The organism is Pseudarthrobacter sp. fls2-241-R2A-168, assembly GCF_030209335.1.
In the GTDB taxonomy this organism is placed as follows: domain Bacteria; phylum Actinomycetota; class Actinomycetes; order Actinomycetales; family Micrococcaceae; genus Arthrobacter.
The window spans coordinates 12,169-32,501 of record NZ_JARVSG010000016.1; the positions used below are offsets into that span (position 1 = coordinate 12,169).

At 63.1% G+C, this 20,333-nt stretch carries 16 protein-coding genes; 8 read left to right on the forward strand and 8 right to left on the reverse strand.

Annotated features, from left to right (window positions below):
- Nucleotides 1-226: 226 nt before the first annotated feature.
- Both QRN11_RS22515 and QRN11_RS11145 read left to right on the forward strand, forming a co-directional pair.
- Entirely contained in the window at nucleotides 227-631 is a 405-nt protein-coding gene (locus QRN11_RS22515; protein WP_350223984.1) for a GDSL-type esterase/lipase family protein, read from the forward strand.
- A 677-nt stretch (nucleotides 632-1,308) separates the two neighbouring features.
- Nucleotides 1,309-1,455, forward strand: coding sequence for a lmo0937 family membrane protein (locus QRN11_RS11145; protein WP_139205044.1), 147 nt, complete (start codon nucleotides 1,309-1,311; stop codon nucleotides 1,453-1,455).
- Nucleotides 1,456-1,952: 497 nt separating this feature from the next.
- Here the strand turns inward: QRN11_RS11145 and fdhA are convergent, their stop codons facing one another.
- From fdhA to QRN11_RS11165, 4 genes are all read right to left on the reverse strand, one after another.
- On the reverse strand, nucleotides 1,953-3,170 hold the full coding sequence (gene fdhA / locus QRN11_RS11150; protein ID WP_285251002.1) for a formaldehyde dehydrogenase, glutathione-independent: 1,218 nt from the start codon (nucleotides 3,168-3,170) through the stop codon (nucleotides 1,953-1,955).
- 377 nt (nucleotides 3,171-3,547) lie between these two features.
- Nucleotides 3,548-6,169, reverse strand: coding sequence for a GH32 C-terminal domain-containing protein (locus tag QRN11_RS11155; protein WP_285251003.1), 2,622 nt, complete (start codon nucleotides 6,167-6,169; stop codon nucleotides 3,548-3,550).
- A 257-nt stretch (nucleotides 6,170-6,426) separates the two neighbouring features.
- The gene (locus tag QRN11_RS11160) at nucleotides 6,427-6,720 is read right to left on the reverse strand and encodes a putative quinol monooxygenase (RefSeq protein ID WP_285251004.1); all 294 of its coding nucleotides are present in this window, start codon (nucleotides 6,718-6,720) and stop codon (nucleotides 6,427-6,429) included.
- Between the two features lie 47 nt (nucleotides 6,721-6,767).
- Nucleotides 6,768-7,766, reverse strand: coding sequence for a LacI family DNA-binding transcriptional regulator (locus QRN11_RS11165; RefSeq protein WP_285251146.1), 999 nt, complete (start codon nucleotides 7,764-7,766; stop codon nucleotides 6,768-6,770).
- A 166-nt stretch (nucleotides 7,767-7,932) separates the two neighbouring features.
- Here QRN11_RS11165 and QRN11_RS11170 point away from each other — a divergent pair, with 166 nt between their 5' ends.
- From QRN11_RS11170 to QRN11_RS11185, 4 genes are all read left to right on the forward strand, one after another.
- Nucleotides 7,933-9,051, forward strand: coding sequence for a substrate-binding domain-containing protein (locus QRN11_RS11170; RefSeq protein WP_285251005.1), 1,119 nt, complete (start codon nucleotides 7,933-7,935; stop codon nucleotides 9,049-9,051).
- Nucleotides 9,052-9,162: 111 nt separating this feature from the next.
- Nucleotides 9,163-10,209 carry an ABC transporter permease gene (locus tag QRN11_RS11175; protein ID WP_091423744.1) on the forward strand — a complete coding sequence of 349 codons (1,047 nt, stop codon included), beginning with the start codon at nucleotides 9,163-9,165 and terminating at the stop codon, nucleotides 10,207-10,209.
- Nucleotides 10,206-11,000, forward strand: coding sequence for an ATP-binding cassette domain-containing protein (locus tag QRN11_RS11180; RefSeq protein WP_142056840.1), 795 nt, complete (start codon nucleotides 10,206-10,208; stop codon nucleotides 10,998-11,000). The genes QRN11_RS11175 and QRN11_RS11180 overlap by 4 nt, the downstream gene beginning before the upstream one ends.
- Nucleotides 11,001-11,103: 103 nt before the next feature.
- Nucleotides 11,104-12,063 (forward strand): carbohydrate kinase family protein, encoded by a 960-nt coding sequence (locus QRN11_RS11185; protein ID WP_285251006.1) that lies wholly within the window; start codon nucleotides 11,104-11,106, stop codon nucleotides 12,061-12,063.
- Between the two features lie 49 nt (nucleotides 12,064-12,112).
- On the opposite strand, the gene QRN11_RS11190 is transcribed toward QRN11_RS11185, so the two are convergent.
- From QRN11_RS11190 to QRN11_RS11200, 3 genes are all read right to left on the reverse strand, one after another.
- Nucleotides 12,113-14,953, reverse strand: coding sequence for an ATP-binding cassette domain-containing protein (locus tag QRN11_RS11190; protein ID WP_285251007.1), 2,841 nt, complete (start codon nucleotides 14,951-14,953; stop codon nucleotides 12,113-12,115).
- Nucleotides 14,950-15,504, reverse strand: a complete 555-nt coding sequence (locus QRN11_RS11195; RefSeq protein WP_285251008.1) for a hypothetical protein — start codon at nucleotides 15,502-15,504, stop codon at nucleotides 14,950-14,952. Before QRN11_RS11195 ends, QRN11_RS11190 begins: the two co-directional genes overlap by 4 nt.
- Nucleotides 15,505-15,610: 106 nt before the next feature.
- Nucleotides 15,611-16,912 carry a CBM96 family carbohydrate-binding protein gene (locus QRN11_RS11200; protein ID WP_285251009.1) on the reverse strand — a complete coding sequence of 434 codons (1,302 nt, stop codon included), beginning with the start codon at nucleotides 16,910-16,912 and terminating at the stop codon, nucleotides 15,611-15,613.
- 527 nt (nucleotides 16,913-17,439) lie between these two features.
- Between QRN11_RS11200 and QRN11_RS11205 the strand changes: the two genes are divergently transcribed.
- Nucleotides 17,440-17,913, forward strand: coding sequence for an SRPBCC family protein (locus QRN11_RS11205; protein WP_285251010.1), 474 nt, complete (start codon nucleotides 17,440-17,442; stop codon nucleotides 17,911-17,913).
- Nucleotides 17,914-18,090: 177 nt separating this feature from the next.
- Here QRN11_RS11205 and QRN11_RS11210 read toward each other — a convergent pair whose 3' ends face one another.
- The gene (locus tag QRN11_RS11210) at nucleotides 18,091-19,077 is read right to left on the reverse strand and encodes an aldo/keto reductase (protein WP_285251147.1); all 987 of its coding nucleotides are present in this window, start codon (nucleotides 19,075-19,077) and stop codon (nucleotides 18,091-18,093) included.
- A gap of 207 nt (nucleotides 19,078-19,284) precedes the next feature.
- On the opposite strand from QRN11_RS11210, the gene QRN11_RS11215 reads away from it, so the two are divergent.
- The gene (locus QRN11_RS11215; RefSeq protein WP_285251011.1) at nucleotides 19,285-20,286 is read left to right on the forward strand and encodes a LacI family DNA-binding transcriptional regulator; all 1,002 of its coding nucleotides are present in this window, start codon (nucleotides 19,285-19,287) and stop codon (nucleotides 20,284-20,286) included.
- Nucleotides 20,287-20,333: the final 47 nt, after the last annotated feature.

The window sequence follows — 20,333 nt, forward strand, 5'->3', positions numbered from 1 at the left end:
GGCATCACCATGCGCCGTTCCCAGTTTGAAGTGCTGCCCCTCCCACCTCAGAGAGTCCTGTTCCTAGGGGACAGCATTACCGAAGGGGGCAGTGGGACGAATGGTTCCCCGAGCTGCAAACCCTTAACCGCGGCATCGGTGGCGACGACGTACAGGGAGTCCTCACCAGACTGGACACTGCGATCCATGACCCCGTGGCTATATCTCTGTTGATCGGACGAATGACCTGGGCGGGGCAAAACGAAAAGCAGAAGACATCGCAGCGTCTATCCAAGAACTCGTCAAGGAGATCAGGAAACGCGCTCCCAAAGCTCCTTTCCTGATTAACAGTGTTATGCCGCGCCGCCGCAAGTACCGCGAAAATATCATGTTCTTGAATTCACTACTCCGCAATATTGCCGCTCGGGAAAACGCGGTTTTCGTAGACTTGTGGCCTGCACTGGCCGATGACAACGGCGCGCTGCGGAAGGAATTTACCGCTGACGCCCTACACCTTAACGGTCTGGGCTACGCCGCGTGGGCCAAGGTCCTTCGAAGCGAATTTTCAACACTAGGCCTCGTGCCAGCGACGAACCCACAACTGGAACCCGCAGGCCCGGCAAAGCAAAAGAAATCCTCTCCTGCAATCTGATCAGGATGGACTGCCAAACCATCCCGAACAGCGACCCGCGTACTACTCAGTGGACGGTTCTCCACTAACGACGGAATGAACGCCGATAACCTGCCTTCTGTCAAGCTAGCGCCCGGTGTCGGATTAGCTGCCTAGCTGGAATCCTGACGGATCTTCTCTTGTTCAGCAGGGGTGTCCGGAGGCAAGGGAAGCGGACATAATTACCGCTCTTTAGGATCGGTTCCAGTGGGTCGGGTAATCGCACTTTTCCTCCTGGGAGGGTCACTTTGCCCTGCCCGATCTTGTGCTTCACCTCTGCGACGAAGGCAGCGGCATGGCTGAGCAGCAGCAGCCCAAAAGGCAGGAGGAAGTCCACGACTTCGAGACTCTGAGCTAATCCGGCCGCTCTGCCCTGTAATTGCTATCTTTATAGACATTTCCCAAACTCAGATCGCGGAGTAGGTTGAGAGACACCAAGCGGAAATGGAGTGAGCTTTGGCATTGATCCGGCATTTGTATTCCGGGTCCGCCACATCACTGCTACCGCGGAGCTACGAGAGCGGGAGGCATGCCAATACCGGACACCAACGGACCTAGCACTCTGAAAGACCCGCCATTCCCGCAGGGCTTCTTCCCAATGCATCAGGGGCGGGAATTCAACCAAGCATTCTTTATCAAATCAAAAGAAGGAGATTCTCGTGTTGCTTTGGATAGCCATCATTATCGCAGTTCTCTGGCTTCTAGGCCTGCTGACGAATATCGGCGGCGGCCTCATACACATACTTCTGGTTATTGCCGTCGTGGTCCTGGTCTTCCACTTCATTCAAGGCAGAACCCGGGCCTAGACCACGTAATCATTTCGGGCACAATCCTTGCATAAGCGGCGACCCGCTCCGGGGCCCGTCCCGGAGCGGGTCAATCCGCTCGCCCCCATCGGGCCCGCCCCGGTCTCAGGGCTGATACTGCATGGCCGTGCAGCCGCTGTCAGCGGACGCCGAGGTCGCTGTCAACATACGAACCCGGGCGATTTGCACTGCCATGCTGGCAATTGCAGCCACCATCCAGCTGCAGCCGAACGGTCACCGGACTCGATGCTTCGAGCCGGATGTCAACATGCTCCTTCCCGTTGCTGCTAAGGCGGAGAACTGATTCTTGGTCGGTGAGATGGGTCATGGAATTACCTTTGCTGATGCGGGGAGAGTGGATGCGCGCCGGTGGCACGGGCAAGGAAGGCCCATGCCACCGGTGCGGGTTGCTACTTACGGTGAACGGTCTACCTGCCGGGGTGTGACGGCGGGGCTAGAGACCGTGAATCTCCCTCCGGGCCCCGCCAGCTGCGGTTCTAGTTCTTGACGTATCCGTTCGGATTCAGCACGAATTTCGTTGCCGAACCGGCGTCGAATTCGGCGTATCCGCGCGGTGCATCCTCGAGCGGGATCGCTGTGGCGTTTACTGCCTTGGCGATCTGGACCTTGTCGTGCAGGATCGCCATCATCAGCTGGCGGTTGTACGACATAACGGGGCACTGTCCGGTGGTAAACGACAGGGACTTTGCCCATCCGGTGCCCAGGGACAGCGACAGGGAGCCGTGCTTTGCTGCCTCGTCAATTCCACCCGGGTCGCCGGTGACATACAGGCCGGGAATCCCAAGGGCACCGCCTGCAGCGGTGATGTCCATGAGCGAGTTCAGCACGGTGGCGGGGGCCTCATGGGAGGCGTCCTTGCCGTGACCGCGGGCTTCGAACCCTACGGCGTCGACGCCGCAATCCACTTCGGGGACGCCAAGGATCTGCTCGATCTGGTCCTTCGGATCGCCCTTGGTGACGTTCACCGTTTCGCAGCCGAACGAGCGGGCCTGGGCCAGGCGGTCTTCGTTCATGTCACCGACAATCACGACGGCGGCACCGAGCAGCTGCGCACCGACGGCGGCCGCGAGGCCCACCGGGCCGGCACCGGCAATGTAGACGGTGGATCCGACGCCCACTCCGGCGGTGACGGCGCCGTGAAAGCCTGTGGGGAAGATGTCGGAAAGCATGGTCAGGTCCATGATCTTTTCCAGGGCCTGGTCGCGGTCCGGGAACCTTAGCAGGTTCCAGTCAGCGTAGGGGACCAGCACGTATTCGGCCTGGCCGCCCACCCAGCCGCCCATATCCACATAACCGTAGGCGCTGCCCGGGCGGTCAGGGTTGACGTTCAGGCAGATGCCCGTCTTGCGCTCCTTGCAGTTCCGGCAACGGCCGCAGGAGATGTTGAAAGGTACGGAGACAATGTCTCCCACCTTGATGAACTCCACATCCGGACCGACCTCCACCACCTCGCCGGTGATTTCATGGCCAAGGACGAGGTCCTTGGGGGCCGTGGTCCGGCCCCGAACCATGTGCTGGTCCGAGCCGCAGATATTGGTGGTCACCGTGCGCAGGATCGCGCCGTGGGGTACTTTCCGGCCCACATTGGCCGGATTAACGCCAGGCCCGTCTTTCAGTTCAAACGTGGGGTAGTCGGTGTTGATGATTTCGACGACACCCGGTTCTTTGTAGGCGACGGCTTTGTTTCCTGACATGGACACTCCTTTGGGTAGGGGTACTGGTGCCCGGCCTTCCACTCGGATGGCCTGGCACTGCTCCGGCAAAATTGCAGGCGCTGCCCCATGGCCCGTGAGGGATGCTTCGATGAGGATACCTCCCCAGGTTTCAGGCCACCGAAGCACCCTTCACGGGCACGGGACCGACGGTCGAAGAGCCTGTACAGATGAGATTAGGGTCACAGGAGCTGCAATAAAAGCGCAACATTCTGAAGATATCCATGCGGAATAGCTGCATGATCGAGTACCGGCCATCTCGCAGCGTGCCCAGGGAAAGCTGAAGGGACTGGCCCGGCGTGTCACCGGACCAGTCCCCTCAGCTCCAGCTCGCAGGTGAGCTGGTCACATTGTGGTTGTTATTTCTTACCGGGGAGGAACATCGCCTCTTCCAGCGGTGTCACTGTGAGTGATTTGAGCTGGGCCGTACCGCCTTCGGCGAAGAGGGCCATCTTGTCGGCTCCCTGGTTGGGGAATACCTGATCGGTAATTGTTTTCAGGCCGTTCTGGGCGAACACCTCCACGGAGGAGTGATCGAGGTAAATCCGCATGGTGACGTTGCCGTTCTTGTCCAGCGTGACGGCGGCGTCCTCGACGGATGCGAAGGCCGGGTGGAAAGCGGTGTTGCCGGATTTCGTGCGGTCAACGAACATCTTGCCGGTCGTGGCATCGTAGCCGATGGCGGTGGCCGACTGTCCGTCGCCGAGGACGGTGATGCCGGATTTTGTTGCGGTACCGGGGGCGAAGGTGATGTCCACCTGCTGCAACTGGCCCGCCGACTGTGCAGGCAGCTGGTGAGTGCCTGTTGAAATCGGGCCGCCCAACTTGTCGTTGTAGCTGGCTTTCCCTGCCAGTTTTTCCACTTGCTTCACGGCGCTTTGGGTGAGGCGGGGTCCGTCAGGGGTTTGGGTGAGTTTCACTTCGCGGGGAAGGGCCATGGCGCTGCGCCAGGGGCTGGTTGGGATGTTGTTGGCGTAGTCCCAGTTGTTCATCCAGCCCAGCATAATCCGCTTGTCCTCGGGCATGTTGCCGAAGGAGACGGCGGCGTAGTAGTCACGGCCGTAATCCAGCCAGTCATAGGACTCCAGCCGGGACGTCGCCGGGGAGGGGCTTGCTGTGAGCTCGTCCACGAGAATGTGCCCCCAGCCGAACCGGTTGTTGTCGACAACCTTGATTTGTGCCTGCCGGCCAACGAATTCCTTGACGTTCCAGGATGCCCAGTCCAGGCTCTCACTGTCGTTACCGGTGGCCGTACGGACCACCTTGCCGTCGACTACCAGGTTCACCGTTTCTTCATCGGACCTGGGAACAGCGGCAGTGTCGGTGAGCATGACGTGGTCAAGGGTCAGGTGTCCCCACCCGCCGGTAGCCTGGTCAACGATGCGCAGCTGGGCGTTTTGCCCGGCGAATTCGGAGACATTCCAGCCTTTCCAGTTCAACAACCCGCCGTTGTCGCCGGCCAGGGAGCGGACCACGTTGCCATTGATAAGCAGCTGGACGGCGAGGGTTTGTCCGGAGTCGGCGGAGCGGTTGCCGCCGCCGACCAACATGCTCATGAAATTCTTCGTGATGGGGAACTCGGGTGATGTCAGGGTGCCTTGGCGGTCGTCACCGGGCACGGTGCCGGTTTCGAACGTGTTGATCCGTTTGGCGCCAAGGTAATAGTCTCCACCGCTGGTGGCCGGCTGGAAATTGGGGGTCAGGTCTCCGGTGCCGGTCCAGTCGGCATTGGCCAGCGTCGTCCCCTCGGGAACTTCGAAGCCGTCAAACTTGAGCTCGCCGTCGGGCGGGTTATTGGCCAGCTTGTCGGAGACGTGGGGGTGCTTGCCTCCGCCCACCAGGAAGTTCAAGTAGTTGTCGGTCACGGTGAAGGTGGGTGACTGCATGGAACCGAGGGGCCAGTCGCCATCGTTGAAGGAGTTGATCAGCCCGCTGCCGCCGAAGCCGGTCACCGGGCTCTGACCGGGCAGGGAGCCGGTGGCCGGGGCGTCACCGAAGGGGCCATTCTTCCAGTTGCCCGGTTCGTTGTTCACCGTCCAGCCGTTGTAGGTTCCGTCGTTGAATCCTGCCAGCACTGTTCCGGCCGGGGCGGCAGCGGCTGGTTTGGTGGTTTCGGAGGTGAACGTGGTGCCGTCAAAGTTGCCCACGAAGTACTGGACGGCAGAGCCTCCGGCGACGCCGCCCGGGTTGATGCTGACGATCATGACCCATTTGACGTTGTTCGGGTCGCCGTCAACAGCCAAGGGGAACAGGTCGGGGCATTCCCACTGCCCGCCGGTGGCGTTGGCGGGCCCGAAGTCGCTCAGGGCGGTCCAGTCCTTGAGGTTGTCGGACTTGTAGAGGACAACCTTGTGCTCCTGCGATTCCACCGCGGTCATGACCCAGTAGCCTCCGCCGGCCGGGTTGTCGTACCAGAAGACCTTCGGGTCGCGGAAGTTGGCTGAGTTCCGGTTCAGGACGGGATTGCCGTCGTACTTGGTCCATGTCTGGCCGTCGTCCAGGCTGTAGGCCAGGGACTGGGCCTGCAGGCCGCGGTGCGGGGACGCTTCCTTGTAGGCGCTGGTGTAGATCGCGATCAGGGGCGGGTTTTCCTTGGTGCCCAGTCCGGACGTGTTGTTTTTGTCAACGACGACGCTGCCGGAGAAGACATCCTCCTGGGCGTCGGTGGAGATGGCCAGCGGCTGCTCTTCCCAGTGGACGAGGTCCTTGGACGTGGCATGGCCCCAGGACATGTTCCCCCAAGTGTTCCCGGAGGGGTTGTGCTGGTAGTACAGGTGGTAGACGCCCTTGTGGAACACGAGCCCGTTGGGATCGTTCATCCAGTTCTTTTCCGGCGTGAAATGGATGGCTGGCCGGTGCAGCTCATCCCCGGGTTCGACGGCGGACGCGGGCAAGGCACCAGCCAGTGCAGTGGCGAGCGAGAGGCTGGCCAGTGTCAGTGCGGAGACGCTGCGCGCGCCCCGCATTGTGGATTGTTTCATGTTGCTTGTGTCGCCCTTCATTGCGCGTGTCTAACCAGTAGACAACGTTGTCAGTCGGTGCGATGGACTGTAAAAGATGTCTATCGGACAAGTCAACGGTCATTTTGTGGCCGATTTTTGTGCCTGAAATACCGTGCCGGGCGAGCAGGACGACGAGCCCCGCGTCCGCAGGACGGGGGCTGAGACGTGCGAAGGGGCGAGCCTTTGAGGGAAAAGCCTTGGGGACCCCTACCCTCTGGCCGCTGTGTGCAGCGGGGCTATAGGACCGGGTTCAGCCAGGTCAGCTCCGAGGCGTCACCTTCGATGTGACGAGCCAACTCCTCGTTGAACCTGGCTCCGTAGTCCGCGGTGATGTGCTCCTGGAACGCCGCTTCATCCCGGTAGACCTCGAAGACGAAGTATTCCCGGGGATTCTCTTCGCGGGTGTAGGGAAGAAACAGTTCGTTGCCTGGTTCGTTACGGACGTGCCGGGTCAACTCGGCCATCATTTCGGCAACGCGGGCCTCACTGCCGGCTTTGACGGTGAATTCGGCATACAGGGTTTTGGTCATGATCTCTCTTCAGGTCGGATTTGCAGAGCCGCAGTTTGTGGGAGGGGTTATGCCGGCGGGCGGATTTCGCCGGTGCCTCTTTGGATGAGCTCGGAGGGGACAATGTAGGTCCGCGCAGGTTGATCGTCGCCGTCGATTCTGGCCAGAAGCCGTTCGGCCGACTTGACGCCAATCCGCTCCGGGTGTTGGGCGATGACAGTAACCCCGGGGTCCATCATGTCGGCAAGCGTGAAGTCGTCAAAACCCACAAGTGCCACACGCTTGTGTGCGCCGAGCTCCTTCAGCGCGCGCATGGTTCCGAAGGTGACGAGGTTCTGGCTGGAGAAGATGGCCGTCGGAGGATCCTCGGAATTCAATAGTTCCAGGGCCGCCCGGCGCGCTGCTTCCTCATCGTGAAGATCGTCGATGACGGGCAGTGCGGAGGTGGGAAGTCCTGCCCGGGCGACCTCCTCGAGGAAGCCCCGCCGGCGCTCCCGCGCGGTCTGGATTTCTGTCCGGTCGCCCAGGTAGGCCAATTTGGTGTGTCCGTGCGCCAGCAGATGTGCGGCGGCTTTGCCCGCGCCCACTGCGTTGTCAGTGACCACGGCATCAGCCTCCACCCCTACCGGCTCCCGGTCAATAAAGACCATTGGCAAGTTTCTGGAGTGCTCCGGGATCATGTAGGCCTGGTTTTTTGCGATCGGCGTCAGGACAAGGCCGTCCACCCGCCTGCCCAGGAAAGCGGCGATGATGGCCTGCTCCCGTTTGGGGTCGTCGTCGAGGCTGGCGGCGAAAACAGCTATTCCCCGGGCGCCTAGGGCATCCTCCATGGCCCGGTGTATTTCACCGCTGAACGGGTTGGAAACGCTGGGCAGCAGGAGGCCAACGGAGAGGGTCCTTCTGCCCGCCCGGCGGAGGCTGCCGGCTGTGACGTCCAGTTGGTAGTTGAGCTGCGCGATGGCATCGAGCACCTTTTGGCGGGTGGCCTCAGATACCCCGGCCTCGTCGTTGATCACTCGTGAAACGGTCTTGATTCCGACGCCGGCGAGGGCGGCCACGTGGCGCATCGTGGGTCGCGTCGGGGACAAGGGTGGTTGGTAACGATCGGACATCGTTGTCAAGAAAGTCGCTCCTTCTCGTTCGTTTCCTATTGACTCTATCGTGTGATCCTGATTACCTCGGCTATGACATCGTTGTCGAGGCCGGTCAAGGCCTTAAACACCAGGAGATTCAATGTTGACTTCCAAAGCACCCCGTTCGATGGCCACCCGCCTGTTCGCGGCAGGAGCGGTCCTGACGTTGGGAGCGGTCAGTCTTTCTGCCTGCGGCGGCAGTTCCAGTGGCACCTCAGCCAGCGGAGGCTCCGCTGATGAGAAGGTCGGTGTCTCCCTGATCGTGAAGACCACCACCAACCCGTTCTTCGTTTCCATGCAGGACGGTGCAAAGAAAGCCGCCGAAACAGACGGGGTTGACCTGAAGCTGGCCGCCGGCAAGGCCGACGGCGATGAGGAAACGCAGATCCAGGCGATCGAAAACGCCATCTCCAAGGGCGACAAGGGCATCCTCATCACACCCAACGGCCCCTCGGTGGTTGACGCCCTGAAGAAGGCGAAGGACGCAGGCCTGTTTGTCATCGCTTTGGACACTCCGCCGGACCCGGCCGACGCCGCCGACATCACGTTCGCGACGGACAACTTTGCCGCCGGCGAGCTGATCGGCAAGTGGACCGCGAGCCAGCTCGGCGGCAAGAAGGCCACCATCGCGCTGCTGGACCTCTTCGACGACAAGATCGTCTCAGTGGACTACAACCGGGACCAGGGCTTCCTGACCGGGCTGGGCATCGACACCGCTGACAAGAAGAAGAACGGCGATGAAGCCAAGACCGGCAAGTACACCGGCGGCAAGGGCGGCGAGTACGAAATCGTGGGCAGCCAGGCCTCCGGGGGCAACGAGGACGGCGGCCGCACAGCGATGGAAACCCTTCTCGCCAAAAACCCGAACGTCAACGTTGTTTACACCATCAACGAACCTGCCGCTGCTGGAGCCTTCGAGGCGTTGAAGTCCGCCGGCAAGGAGAAGGACGTGCTCGTGGTTTCGATTGATGGCGGCTGCACCGGCGTGAACAACGTCAAGTCCGGAGTCATCGGGGCCACCGCCCAGCAGTACCCGATCAAGATGGCCGAACTTGGCGTGAAGGCCATCGTGGATCTGGCCAAGACCGGTAACAAGCCTGCCAACTCGCCGGGCCTGGACTTCTACAACACCGGCGTCGAACTTGTCACCGATAAGCCGGCCGACGGCATCAAGAGCATCACCACCACAGCAGCTTCCGATATCTGCTGGGGAAAGTAGAACCCCGCAGCCATGCGCCCGGGGAGGCCGCGCTCCGCTCCGGCCTCCCCGGAGCACCAATTCCGCGATAGCTACGCGCCAGCAAACCACTATCGAAGATCAGGACCCAACGTGACCCAGCAACAGACCGCCGGCCCGCCAAGCGCCGGGCATGCAGACCTGGCGGAGGAATTCCTTGACCGCCAGACCCCGCTCAGCCGGATACGCAACATCCTCCACCGCTACCCAGCACTCAGCCCGGCCCTCGTACTTCTCATTGCGGTGGTGGTGTTCGGCCTGCTCAATGACAGGTTCCTGCGGGTTGAAAACCTCTCGCTGATCACCCAGCAGGTTTCCGTCGTCGGCACCCTGGCCATCGCCCAGACACTCATCATCCTCACTGCCGGGATTGACCTGTCCGTCGGAGCCGTGATGATCCTGTCCTCCATGGTCGTGGCCCAGCTCGCCGTCAACAACGGACTCCCCGCGCCCGTTGCCCTTCTCGCAGGCCTGATCGTGGGACTCGCCGCCGGAGCCGTGAACGGATTCCTGGTCACCAGGTTCCGGCTCCCTCCGTTCATCGTCACTTTGGGCACCTTGAACATCTTCATCGCCCTGACGCTGCTTTACTCCAACGGAGCAACAGTGCGTGGCTCGGCAATGCCAGGCCTGCTGACCTGGACCGGAACCACCTTCCCGGTGGGCGGCGTCAGGATCTCCACAGGCGTCGTCGTGATGCTCCTGCTCTACATCGCCATCGCCTTCATCCTCGGCAAGACCGCCTGGGGCCGGCACGTCTACGCCGTGGGCGATGACAAGGAAGCCGCCCGCCTGGCCGGCATCGCCGTGAATAAAGTCCTTATGAGCGTCTACCTCGCCGCCGGCGCTGTCCTGGCCATCGGCGCCTGGATCCAGATCGGCCGCACCAACGCAGCCAGCCCCAACGCCGGCGTGGACCTGAACCTTGACTCCATCACCGCCGTCGTCATCGGCGGAACCAGCCTCTTCGGCGGCCGCGGCTCCGTGTGGGGCACACTCCTCGGCGCCCTGATCGTCGGCGTCTTCCGCAACGGACTCTCCCTCGCAGGCCTGGACGTTCTGTACCAGACACTCGCCGTAGGCGTCCTGATCATCCTCGCTGTGTCCATCGACCAGTGGATCCGAAAGGTCAAGTCATGACCATGACAGAACCAGCAGCTTCCCACACCGCCACCCGCGAGCCAATCCTGAAGGCCAGGAACCTCGTCAAGACCTTCGGCCGCGTCGTCGGCCTGGACGGCGTCAGCCTCGACCTGTACCCGGGCGAAGTCCTGGCAATCATCGGCGACAACGGCGCGGGCAAATCAACCCTGATCAAATGCCTCACCGGAGCAGAGGTCCCGGATTCCGGTGAGCTCTTTGTCTCAGGCAAACCGGTGCATTTCAAGCGGCCCCAGGATGCCCGTGCCCACGGCATTGAGACGGTGTACCAGAACCTTGCGGTGTCGCCGGCGCTCGATGTGGCGTCAAACCTGTTCCTCGGCCGGGAAGAGCGGATCCCCGGTCCGCTGGGCAAGCTCTTCCGCGTACTGGACACCAAAGGAATGCGCCGCAAAGCCAAGGAAGAGCTGACCCGGCTCGGCATCTCCACCCTCCAGGACGTCACTGTCCCCGTGGAGAACCTGTCCGGCGGCCAGCGCCAGGCCGTGGCGGTCGCCCGTGCCGCAGCATTCGGTTCAAAGGTTGTTGTGCTGGATGAGCCGACGGCGGCACTGGGCGTGCGCGAATCCAACCAGGTCCTGCAGCTGGTCCGGGACCTCCGGGACCGCGGCCTGCCTGTCATCCTGATCAGCCATAACATGCCCCACGTTTTCGACGTGGCAGACCGCATCCACATCCAGCGCCTCGGCAAATGCGCGGCCACCATCACCCCGCAGTCTCACAACATGACCGATGCAGTGGCAATCATGACCGGCGCAGCCACCGCCTGATCAACTGCTTGCCCCGACGTCAGTCCGCGGACCAGGCCACCGGTCCGCGGACTGACGTCGCTTGAACGGCCCCACCCCATCAGCTCCCCACGAGAGACAGACCATGGATTACCTCACAACAGCCCGGCAGGACATTCACCCGACACTTGACGTCACTGTCGTAGGCGAAGCGCTGATCGACGTGGTCACAACCTCAAACGGCCAGGTGGAACATCCGGGCGGCTCGCCGGCCAACGTCGCTTACGGACTCGGCCGCCTCGGCGTCACCACAGGTCTGCTGACGGCCATCGCCCCGGACTCCCGGGGGACCGCCATCGAAAAACATCTCCACAGCGCAGGAGTCACACTCCTGCCCGGTTCGAAATCCCTCACCCGGACACCGTCGGCAACGGCAACCCTCGCTTCGGACGGCTCTGCCACGTACGAGTTCGATATCTCCTGGGACCTGGCCCCCACGCCGCCCGCGTACTTCCCCAAAATCCTGCACACGGGATCCATCGCGACCTTCCTTAGCCCAGGCGCCGGCGCCGTAAAAGCCCTGCTGGAACAGGCACACCGGCACTGCATCATCACCTACGACCCCAACATCCGGCCCGCCCTCCTCGGCAGCCACGCCGAAGCGAAAGCCATCTTCGAAGAGCTCGTGGCCCTCACCGACGTCGTCAAACTCAGCGACGAGGACGCGCACTGGCTGTACCCCGGGAAAAGCCTGGACGAAACCACTGCCCACATCCTCGGACTGGGCACCCGGTTGACCGTCATTACTAAAGGCGCTGAAGGTTCGCAATTCACCACAGCCGCCGCCACCATCAGCATCCCCGCCGTGAAAACGACAGTTGCAGACACCATCGGCGCCGGAGACTCCTACATGTCCGCCCTGATCCTGGGCTTCCTCACCCGGGGAACCGAAGGCTTCGCGCCGGCTGTCCTGGAACAGCTTGGACACACCGCAGCAGCAGCCGCGGCTATCACCGTGCAGCGCCCGGGAGCGAATCCGCCCACCCTTGAGGAACTCAACGCCGCACTCGAAGCCAATGCCCCCGCCCAATACGCGGGTGCGTGAAGCACGTCATCAACAAAGGGGCTGGTCCTGCCACTATTTTCGGGGGTCCTTAGACCCTGAGCTGAAGCCGGTCTTTGGCTTGGGTGGAGTGAGCCTGCTTTTGCCCGGCCGCGCCGGAGACCGGCTTCACGCGCCGGAACGCGGCGAGGATGGCCCGGCCCACCACTGCGATGCCAATGATCGTGGTGATGGCGCGCAGGGTGTCCCAGCCCGCCGTCGACGTCACCAGTGAGTACAGCAGGAAGCTGCTAAGGTTGGTGCCCAGCGGCGCGCCGGGCAGGTAGGAGATGCCCGTGCCCGCGCCCACCGCGAACGGCCAGAACCACAGGTTGGTCAGCAGCCCGAACAGGTACGACGCCACCACGCCGTAGCCTGCCAGCATCCACAGCTCGGCCTTGCCCCGCACCCGTCGGGGGAGCAGGCCGGCACCCGCTCCCACCCATGCGCAGGCGAAGATCTGGAACGGCGTCCATGGCCCAATCCCGCCCCACAGCACACTCGAAACCGCGATGGTGGCGGCGCCGAGGAGCATACCGAAGCGGGCACCGAATGCCCGCCCGGCCAGGATCAGCAGGATAAAGACCGCCTCCACGCCCCCGACGCCGGTACTCGCCACCCGCACCGCGGAACCTACCGCGGCCAGGACGCCGAGCAATGCCACGGTATGTGCCGAGCTCACCGAACCGTCGAGGGAGAGCACGATGGCCACGACGGCGAGGGGTGCGATAGCCAGCGCCGCGTAGGGGAGTGCTGCGGCGGCATCCTGCGGAAGCGCTGCGGCGAGCAGCGGCCAACAGAAGGCACCGAGGGCAAGAAGATTTGCAGCCGCGAGGACTGCAAGCTCGACGGGCCGCGGCATCCGGATGCGGGGCTTCGCGCTGTGAGAGTCGGCTGGTTCCTCGGTGAACGTTGGCGCCGGGATCCTTGGTGCTGTTGCAGGTTGTGCGGAGACGGCTTCAGCCGGGGCGGCTTCCGTCACAGCAGAGGGCGCGACGCCGTCACTCATCGGGAGGATCCGGGCACCAAGGCCTTGGGCAAAGTTGAGGTCGTGCGTGGCGATCAGGACGGCAGTTCCGGCGTCCGCCGCGGCCCGCAGCGCCGCCGAGACTGCCGCGCGCGCGGCCGGATCGAGGCCCCGCGTGGGTTCATCGATCAGGAGTACCTGCGGATCGTCCATAGTCTGCAGCGCGATGGCAAGGATCCTGCGTTCTCCGGCGGAAAGGTCGCGCGGATGCTCGTCCCGGATGGGAATCGTGACGTCTCCGCGGAGACGAGCCAGGCGTGCAGCCGCGGAACCGGGCGCAGGCTGGACGCTGCCTTTTCGGCGGGCCTGGCGCCGCTCGGCGGCCCGAAGCTCGCCCGCGACAGTATCCCGAGTGAAGAGGTCATCCGAGGCGTCCGGCACCAGGGCGACCCGACCGCCGTCGGCCGTGCCGCCGTCGCACGTAGTTGATCCGCCCGTACTTTCACCGAGCGCGAGCGCCACCAAGAGGGACGACTTCCCGGCGCCGTTCGGCCCCACCAGGGCCACCACTTCGCCGCGGTGCAGGGTCAGGGACGCATCGCGCACCAGCGGCTTGCCTTTGCGGTGCACCGCGAGGTTTGTCGCCGTCAGTACGGGCGGGACGTACACCGGTTCTTCCGGCGATTCACGGAGCTCAACAGGGGGCGAAGGGGAGGGCGCGGCACCCGAGACCAGGGCGCCGCGGTCGATGGTCCACCAGGAATCGGCAACGGGCACGAGTGCTTCCGCGCGGTGTTCGGCCACGATCACACAGACTCCAGCGTCGCGGGCGAGGGCATGAAGTACCGAGATGACGCGGCCGCGGGCTGCGGTATCCAGATCGGCGAGGGGCTCATCCACCAGCAGCAGCGCGGGATGATCCACCACCGCGGCGGCAATCGCGACGAGTGTTGCCTCCCCGGCGGAGAGGGTGCTGAGATTCCGGTCCAGCACCGCCGTCACGCCAATGCGCTCGGCGACCTCCTGCACCCGGGCCTTGGTGGCAGCGGATGGCATGCCGCGCAACTCAAGGGCGAGGGAGATTTCGTCCCGGACCCGGGTGCTGGCAAAGGCGGCGCGGGGATTCTGCAGGACGACGCCGACGTGGCGGGCAGTATCGCGCGGCGGAGTGGCGGCGCGGTCCGATCCGGCGGCGCGAACGGTGCCGGAAAGTTCGCCACCGTCGACGTGGGAGAGGAGACCGGCGATACCCCGCAGGATGGTGGATTTGCCGGAGCCGGTGGGCCCGGTAATGGCGGTAAGTGAGCCCCTGGCAGGGGTAAATCCGGCCACGCGGACGGCCGCGTCTCCGATCCGGAACTCTGCGTCCCGGATGACAAGTGGAGCTTCGAAACTACCTCCAGGCATATGTGCCGCCCGGCTCCCGAAACCCCGCAGCTCCAAGGCAGCGGCCACCCGGCTTGCGTGTTCCAGCGTGCGCTCGAGCACGGGCACCAGGGCGCGGGGGCCAAAACGCTCGCCCCGCAAACGGAACGCCAGGCGTACGGAGGTCACGGCGTCGGCCAGCGCGGGGAGCGCCGCCCATGCCACCACAAGCATCCGGGCTATGCCTTGCATGGGGCCGCGGCGTGCCAGGAACACGAAGCCGCGGGCCACGTCCACCCAGGCGTTGAGCAGGCCAAATCCGATGAACATCCCGGCGATGGGCAGGGCGGACAGGACCGCCGCCCACAGCCCGGGCCCGGAGACAGGACCGAGGAAGACCACGTGGGCGTACGGGGCCGGCAGCCGCATGGCCGGCAGGTCCAGCAGGATGGGCGAGCCAATGCCCGCACCGTTGAAGAGGACGCGGTAGATGACCCGCGCCGCGATGAACACGACGGCCAGAGCAATGCCGGCGCGCAGCGGCGCGGGTCGAAAGGTCATGCCTTGGGGGCGGCCGGTTCGCCGTCGACGGTGTAGAGCAGTTCCAGGCTCTCTCCGGGGTTCACCTTCAGGGTAGCGAGGCCTTCCTGGGCGTAGGCCCACTCACCGGAAGCCGGCTTGGTCCAGAGGGACCAGTACGCGAAGGCGGCGGGCATGCCCTTGCATTCTTCCCGGTACGTGCCGCCCTTGTGGTTGATGTCGAAGTCCGCGGCGGGGACACCGTTCACGCGACACACCAGTTCGTTGGGGTACTGCTCAGTGCCCACTGTTTTGATATCGGCCTCTTCGAGCACCTTGGACGCGGGGGTCGCGGCGTCCACGGGCACGCACACGGACTTGTCAGCGGCGGCCTGCTTCAGGGAGCCGGAATCGACGATAACCTTCACGCCACTGCAGGGCCCGTCGGAGGCGCTGGGGGAGGAAGCTGCCGAGGAAGCCGGTTCGGAGGCGGCAGGCTGGTTGGCCGGCGCGGAGCAGGCGGCGAGGGAAAACAGGAGACCGGCGGCGGCGAGCGAGCTCGCGGCGGCGGTGCGCATCTTAGTCAAAGTCACCTGTCAAGGGTAGGACGTTGTTTGGCTGAATCCGGATGCCGTCGCGTTGTGTGACGTCAGGTCACTGTTTGCCGTCGTCATTCGGCTATGCCTAGGGAGAAACGCCCTAGGCTCCAGCCGCATAAACGCGAATCCAGTCCACCCGCATCTCGCCAGCGCCGTCAGGAGTGCCGTCCGGGAACCAGTCCAATTGCAGTGTCTGGTGCATCGACGCTGGAGGCTGGTGGGTTGGGTCGTAGTCCTCAAACCACTTGACTCCATCGATGTAGCCGACCGTCCCGCTCGGAGACCAGTCAACCGCGTAGTTGTGGAACTGGCTGACGTCCAGAATCTTTGTCCCCGATGTTTGCGAATTTGAACATCCGTAGTGGTGGAAGAATTTGATTAAGCTCCAGTCACCAGTCGTCTCCGCGTAGTCAACTTCGCCCTCGCAGGGCAAATTCTCGCTATCCGGCCACAAAATGGACACTAGGTGGTATTCATTGTCACCCGAGCCCGCCGCGCGGATTTCCCACCGGCCGTACCTCTGGTTTGCGAATTTGGCGCCGATACCGGCAGTAGTGCCATCCGGAGTTCCATTGATAACCATCTTGGAACCGTCCACCGTAACCTGCTGTGGACTGCGGATACCGTTGCCCGCATGCCCTGGGCTGTTGTAAACAGTCCACTTGGCGGCATCGGGTGCACCTGCGTAATTGAACTCGTCGCCAGTTACAGGTGTGCCCCAGCCATGGGCTACCGCAGCCTCCGTGGAGGTCACTGTGTCGGCTGCGGTGGTAATTACCAGCCGTGGACGCAGGGCGGCATTCGAGGATTCCTTGGACTTGAAGCCGATCCACTTCTGCGCGTTGCTTTCCAGCTTGAAGTTCGCCTCGCCACCCGTTGCGCCAACGCCCTTCGTAACGTCCCACTCAACCCAGGAGTTGGCAGCGAACCTGCCGGCCTTCCCCAGCCAAGTCGCGCGCGCCGGTGCTGTATTCCAGGTGACTCCCCGCTCGGTCCAACCGCCGGAGGTAGTGAAAACATCCACGAACTGAGTGGACGTTGTTGAGGTCTCCGAATAGGCCCGCAGTTTAGCCGAAACAACATGTTGGCCGGCGGGAACTTGGACATCGAACCGTAGGAGTGCGTTCCGCCAAATATTGGTGCGGCCTTCGGTTGATAAACGGATGCTGGTCCCGAAGTTGGTGGTCGCCTTGTCCGCCTGTACGTAAGTGTCCATTGTCGGAGAGATGGTCGCTGCTGCGGCGTTTGCCGATGGTGGGGTAAATAGTGCGAACACAGCCAGAACGGATGATGCGACCGCCACGTATTTACGCCAGGACTTGCCCTTGGCCCTTATCAGGCTTGGAAATTTTGTTGGACGCGCACTTCGGTTTGTCCCGTGGATTGGCAATTCCTGAGTCATTAAGCCGGCGGATGTAGCCTTCATGTTAATCGGCTGTTTCTGTTGGGGAATTTAAGTTTTTGCTGGGTAAAGCAAGCGTCGACCCCAGAAATAACGACGGCTAAATGCCAGCTATGCCAAAGCGTAGACCCGAAACGAAAGTAGGCGCAACGAAGTAATGTACCTCTTTCCGGGCACGCTCGATACCCTAATACCTAAGTATTGAACGGTGCGGTAACCCCTATACCTAAGAAGTGAAACGGCGACACCACCCGGAGGTTCGCTCCGGTGGATCCGAGCCTGCATCGCCTCTCTCTTGCGAGGAGCTGATGGACGTCGGCCCGTGCGGGATCGTCCCGGTCAATGGAAATCATCCGCTCAAATCCACCGGTTAACGCTGCGGAATTCTCAACCCCAACCAGGAATTCAGAGGGTCTGGACCCCGGCAGCGGCCGGATTTATGGTGAAAAGGTGGCGGCTGCCTGACTGGCAGGATGGCCAGTGCTGCCGGTCCGCTGTTGCGGCCGTCCGTCCCGAGGAGGAAGCAGTTGGAACACGTTGAAGAGACCGTTGACGTGGCAGTTCCGGTGCGGACCGCGTACAACCAGTGGACCCAGTTCGAGTCCTTTCCGCAGTTCATGTCCGGTGTGGAGTCCGTCACCCAGCTGACCGACACCACCAACCACTGGGTGACCAAGGTGGGCGGCGTTCAGCGCGAATTCGATACCGAAATTGTTGACCAGGAGCCGGACGACCGGATCGCCTGGCGCAGCACCGATGGCAAGTCCCACGCCGGAATCATCAGGTTCACGCCGCTGGATCCGAACCACACGAAGGTCAAAGTCCATTTCGAATGGGCGCCGGAAACCCTGACCGAAAAGGCAGGCGCCGCACTGAAGATCGACGAGATGCAGGTAAAGGCCGACATGCGGAAGTTCAAGGCCTTCATCGAATCGCGCGGTACCGAAACCGGCGGCTGGCGCGGCGAAGTCCAGGACAGCGGGCCCACCGGCCACTTCTAGCAGTGCCCGTGGTGGGGAAGCGACGCATCACCAACAGAAAGCGGACGACGGCGGGAACCTCCCGCCGTCGTCCGCTCCCCTTTGCAACGCGGGGTCACTTCCGGCCCAAAATACAGCGATTATTGGGCCGGAAGTGACCCCGCGTTGGTTTTCCTCAGGGTGAGGGGGCGTCAGGGATCATCGCCCGACGAGGCCCATGTGCAGGTCGTTGTAGCGGTTCCCCTGCACGCCGATCCGGGCGGCGACTGCGTTGAGGTCGGCCACTTCATCGGCGGACAGGGCAACGGCGGTAGCGGCTGCGTTCTCCTCGAGGCGCTCCCGACGGCGCGTACCGGGGATCGGCACAATCCACGGCTGCTGCGCCAGGAGCCAGGCCAGGGCAATCTGCCCCGGCGTGGCGTTTTTGGCTGCCGCGAGTCCGGCCACGTGATCCACCAAGGCCTGGTTGGCGGCGCGGTTCTCGGGAGAAAAACGCGGTATGGTGCCGCGGACGTCACCCTCCGAGAACTGTGTGGCCGTATCCACGGTTCCGGTGAGGAAGCCCTTGCCGAGCGGGCTGAAGGGCACAAAACCGATGCCCAGTTCTGCCAGGGCAGGCAGCACTTCCGGCTCCGGGTCCCGTGTCCACAGTGAGTATTCGCTCTGGACGGCCGTCACCGGAAAGACGGCGTGGGCGGTGCGGATGGTGGCGGCCGAGGCTTCCGACAGCCCGAAGTGGCGCACCTTTCCGGCCTGGACGAGCTCGCCCACGGCTCCGGCCACCTCTTCGATGGGCACATTGGGGTCCACGCGGTGCTGGTAGAAGAGGTCGAGCGTGTCCACCCGCAGCCGGCGCAGCGACTCGTCGGCCACGCGTTTGATCCGCTCGGGTGAACTGTCCAGCCCCACGGACTTCCCGTTCTCGATCCGCCACCCGAACTTGGTGGCGACGACCACGTCCTCCCGGACCGGTGCGAGTGCCTCGCCGACCAGTTCCTCGTTGACGAAGGGGCCGTATACCTCTGCGGTGTCAAAGAAATTGATGCCGATCTCCACGGCGTCGCGGAGCACACCGATCATCGCCTGGCGGTCCCCGGGGTTGGGGCCGTAGCTCTGCGACATTCCCATGCAGCCAAGGCCCATCGCCGAAACCTGCAGGCCCTGCCCAAGTGTCCGTGTATGCATCATGTCTCCCTTGCTGATAATCGTTCGCCCGACGCCGATGTGCCGGGCTTTTCCTCCAGTCAACGCCTTCCCGGACGCGTAAGGGAGTCCCTGCTGAAACGGGTTCTGGCAGGACCTCCCTTAAGCGGGCGGTAACATCATCAGCAAGCCACCAGAGCGGCATCCGCTGCCTGCCGGGTTGGCGATATTGGGTCGGAAAGGGGAGCAGTGCGCGCAACGGTCAAGGACGTCGCGCGCCGCGCCGGTGTTTCACCCAAGACGGTGTCTAACGTCATGAACGGCATCGTTCCGGTGAGTGAAGCCACCCGGCTGAAAGTGGAGCAGGCCATCCTCGATCTGGATTACGTGCCCAACCTCTCCGCCCGGGGGTTGCGCAATGGACGATCCGGTGTCATTGCGCTGGCCCTGCCTGACCTTGCCACGCCCTACTCGGCAGAGATCGCCCACAACATCGTCGAGGTAGCGCATGAACAGGGCTGGGTGGTGCAGATCGAGGAAACCGGTTCCGATCCCCAGCGCGAACACGAACTTATGGTGCGCGCCCGCACCAACCTCATCGACGGGCTGATCCTCAATCCTGTGGTGCTCGATGAGAGCGCGGTCCAGGTAGGTGTTGCCCTTCCGCCCGTGGTCCTGCTCGGCGAGGTCACGCAGAAGCTCGCCGACCGCGTGTTCGTGGACAGCTTCGCGGCGGCACGGGACATGACGTTGGCCCTGGCGAAGCCGGGGCGCCGCAGGATAGCCATCCTGGGAACCACCCAGGGCAGGGGATCGGCCGCGGCGATCCAGAGAACCCAGGGTTACGAAGAAGCGTTGCGGATCCTCGGCATTGACCGGGACGAGTCGCTGCTGATTCCGTGCGAAAAATGGACACCCGAAACTGCTGCCGAAGCACTGACGGCCTACCTGGCCTCGCATCCGCTTCCGGAGGCTTTGTTCTGTTTCACCGATTCCATGGCCATCGGCGCACTGAGCGTGCTCTGGAAGAAGGGCCTGCGGATTCCGGGGGACATTGCCGTGGCGGGCTTTGATGACATTGCTGACGGCCGTTATGCCGTTCCGTCCCTAACAACCGTTTCCTTTGACAAGCGCGCTGTCGCCACGGAAGCCCTGCGCCTCCTGACGGAGCGGATGGCGGACAGGGGCCATGAACAGCGCCTGGCTCCCATTGACTACACGATTGTGGAACGGGACAGCAGCGGCGGCTGAAACGGGAGCCTGCAATCAAGTTGTTTGCGCTAACAATTTTTCCTTGC

What these genes read in the sequence shown, in the direction of transcription:
- fdhA (WP_285251002.1), bottom strand. Translation starts at nt 3,170, where the DNA reads ATGTCAGGAAACAAAGCCGTCGCCTACAAAGAACCGGGTGTCGTCGAA.
- QRN11_RS11155 (WP_285251003.1), bottom strand. Translation starts at nt 6,169, where the DNA reads ATGAAACAATCCACAATGCGGGGCGCGCGCAGCGTCTCCGCACTGACA.
- QRN11_RS11160 (WP_285251004.1), bottom strand. Translation starts at nt 6,720, where the DNA reads ATGACCAAAACCCTGTATGCCGAATTCACCGTCAAAGCCGGCAGTGAG.
- QRN11_RS11165 (WP_285251146.1), bottom strand. Translation starts at nt 7,766, where the DNA reads ATGCGCCACGTGGCCGCCCTCGCCGGCGTCGGAATCAAGACCGTTTCA.
- QRN11_RS11170 (WP_285251005.1), top strand. Translation starts at nt 7,933, where the DNA reads ATGTTGACTTCCAAAGCACCCCGTTCGATGGCCACCCGCCTGTTCGCG.
- QRN11_RS11180 (WP_142056840.1), top strand. Translation starts at nt 10,206, where the DNA reads ATGACCATGACAGAACCAGCAGCTTCCCACACCGCCACCCGCGAGCCA.
- QRN11_RS11185 (WP_285251006.1), top strand. Translation starts at nt 11,104, where the DNA reads ATGGATTACCTCACAACAGCCCGGCAGGACATTCACCCGACACTTGAC.
- QRN11_RS11190 (WP_285251007.1), bottom strand. Translation starts at nt 14,953, where the DNA reads ATGACCTTTCGACCCGCGCCGCTGCGCGCCGGCATTGCTCTGGCCGTC.
- QRN11_RS11200 (WP_285251009.1), bottom strand. Translation starts at nt 16,912, where the DNA reads ATGACTCAGGAATTGCCAATCCACGGGACAAACCGAAGTGCGCGTCCA.
- QRN11_RS11210 (WP_285251147.1), bottom strand. Translation starts at nt 19,077, where the DNA reads ATGCATACACGGACACTTGGGCAGGGCCTGCAGGTTTCGGCGATGGGC.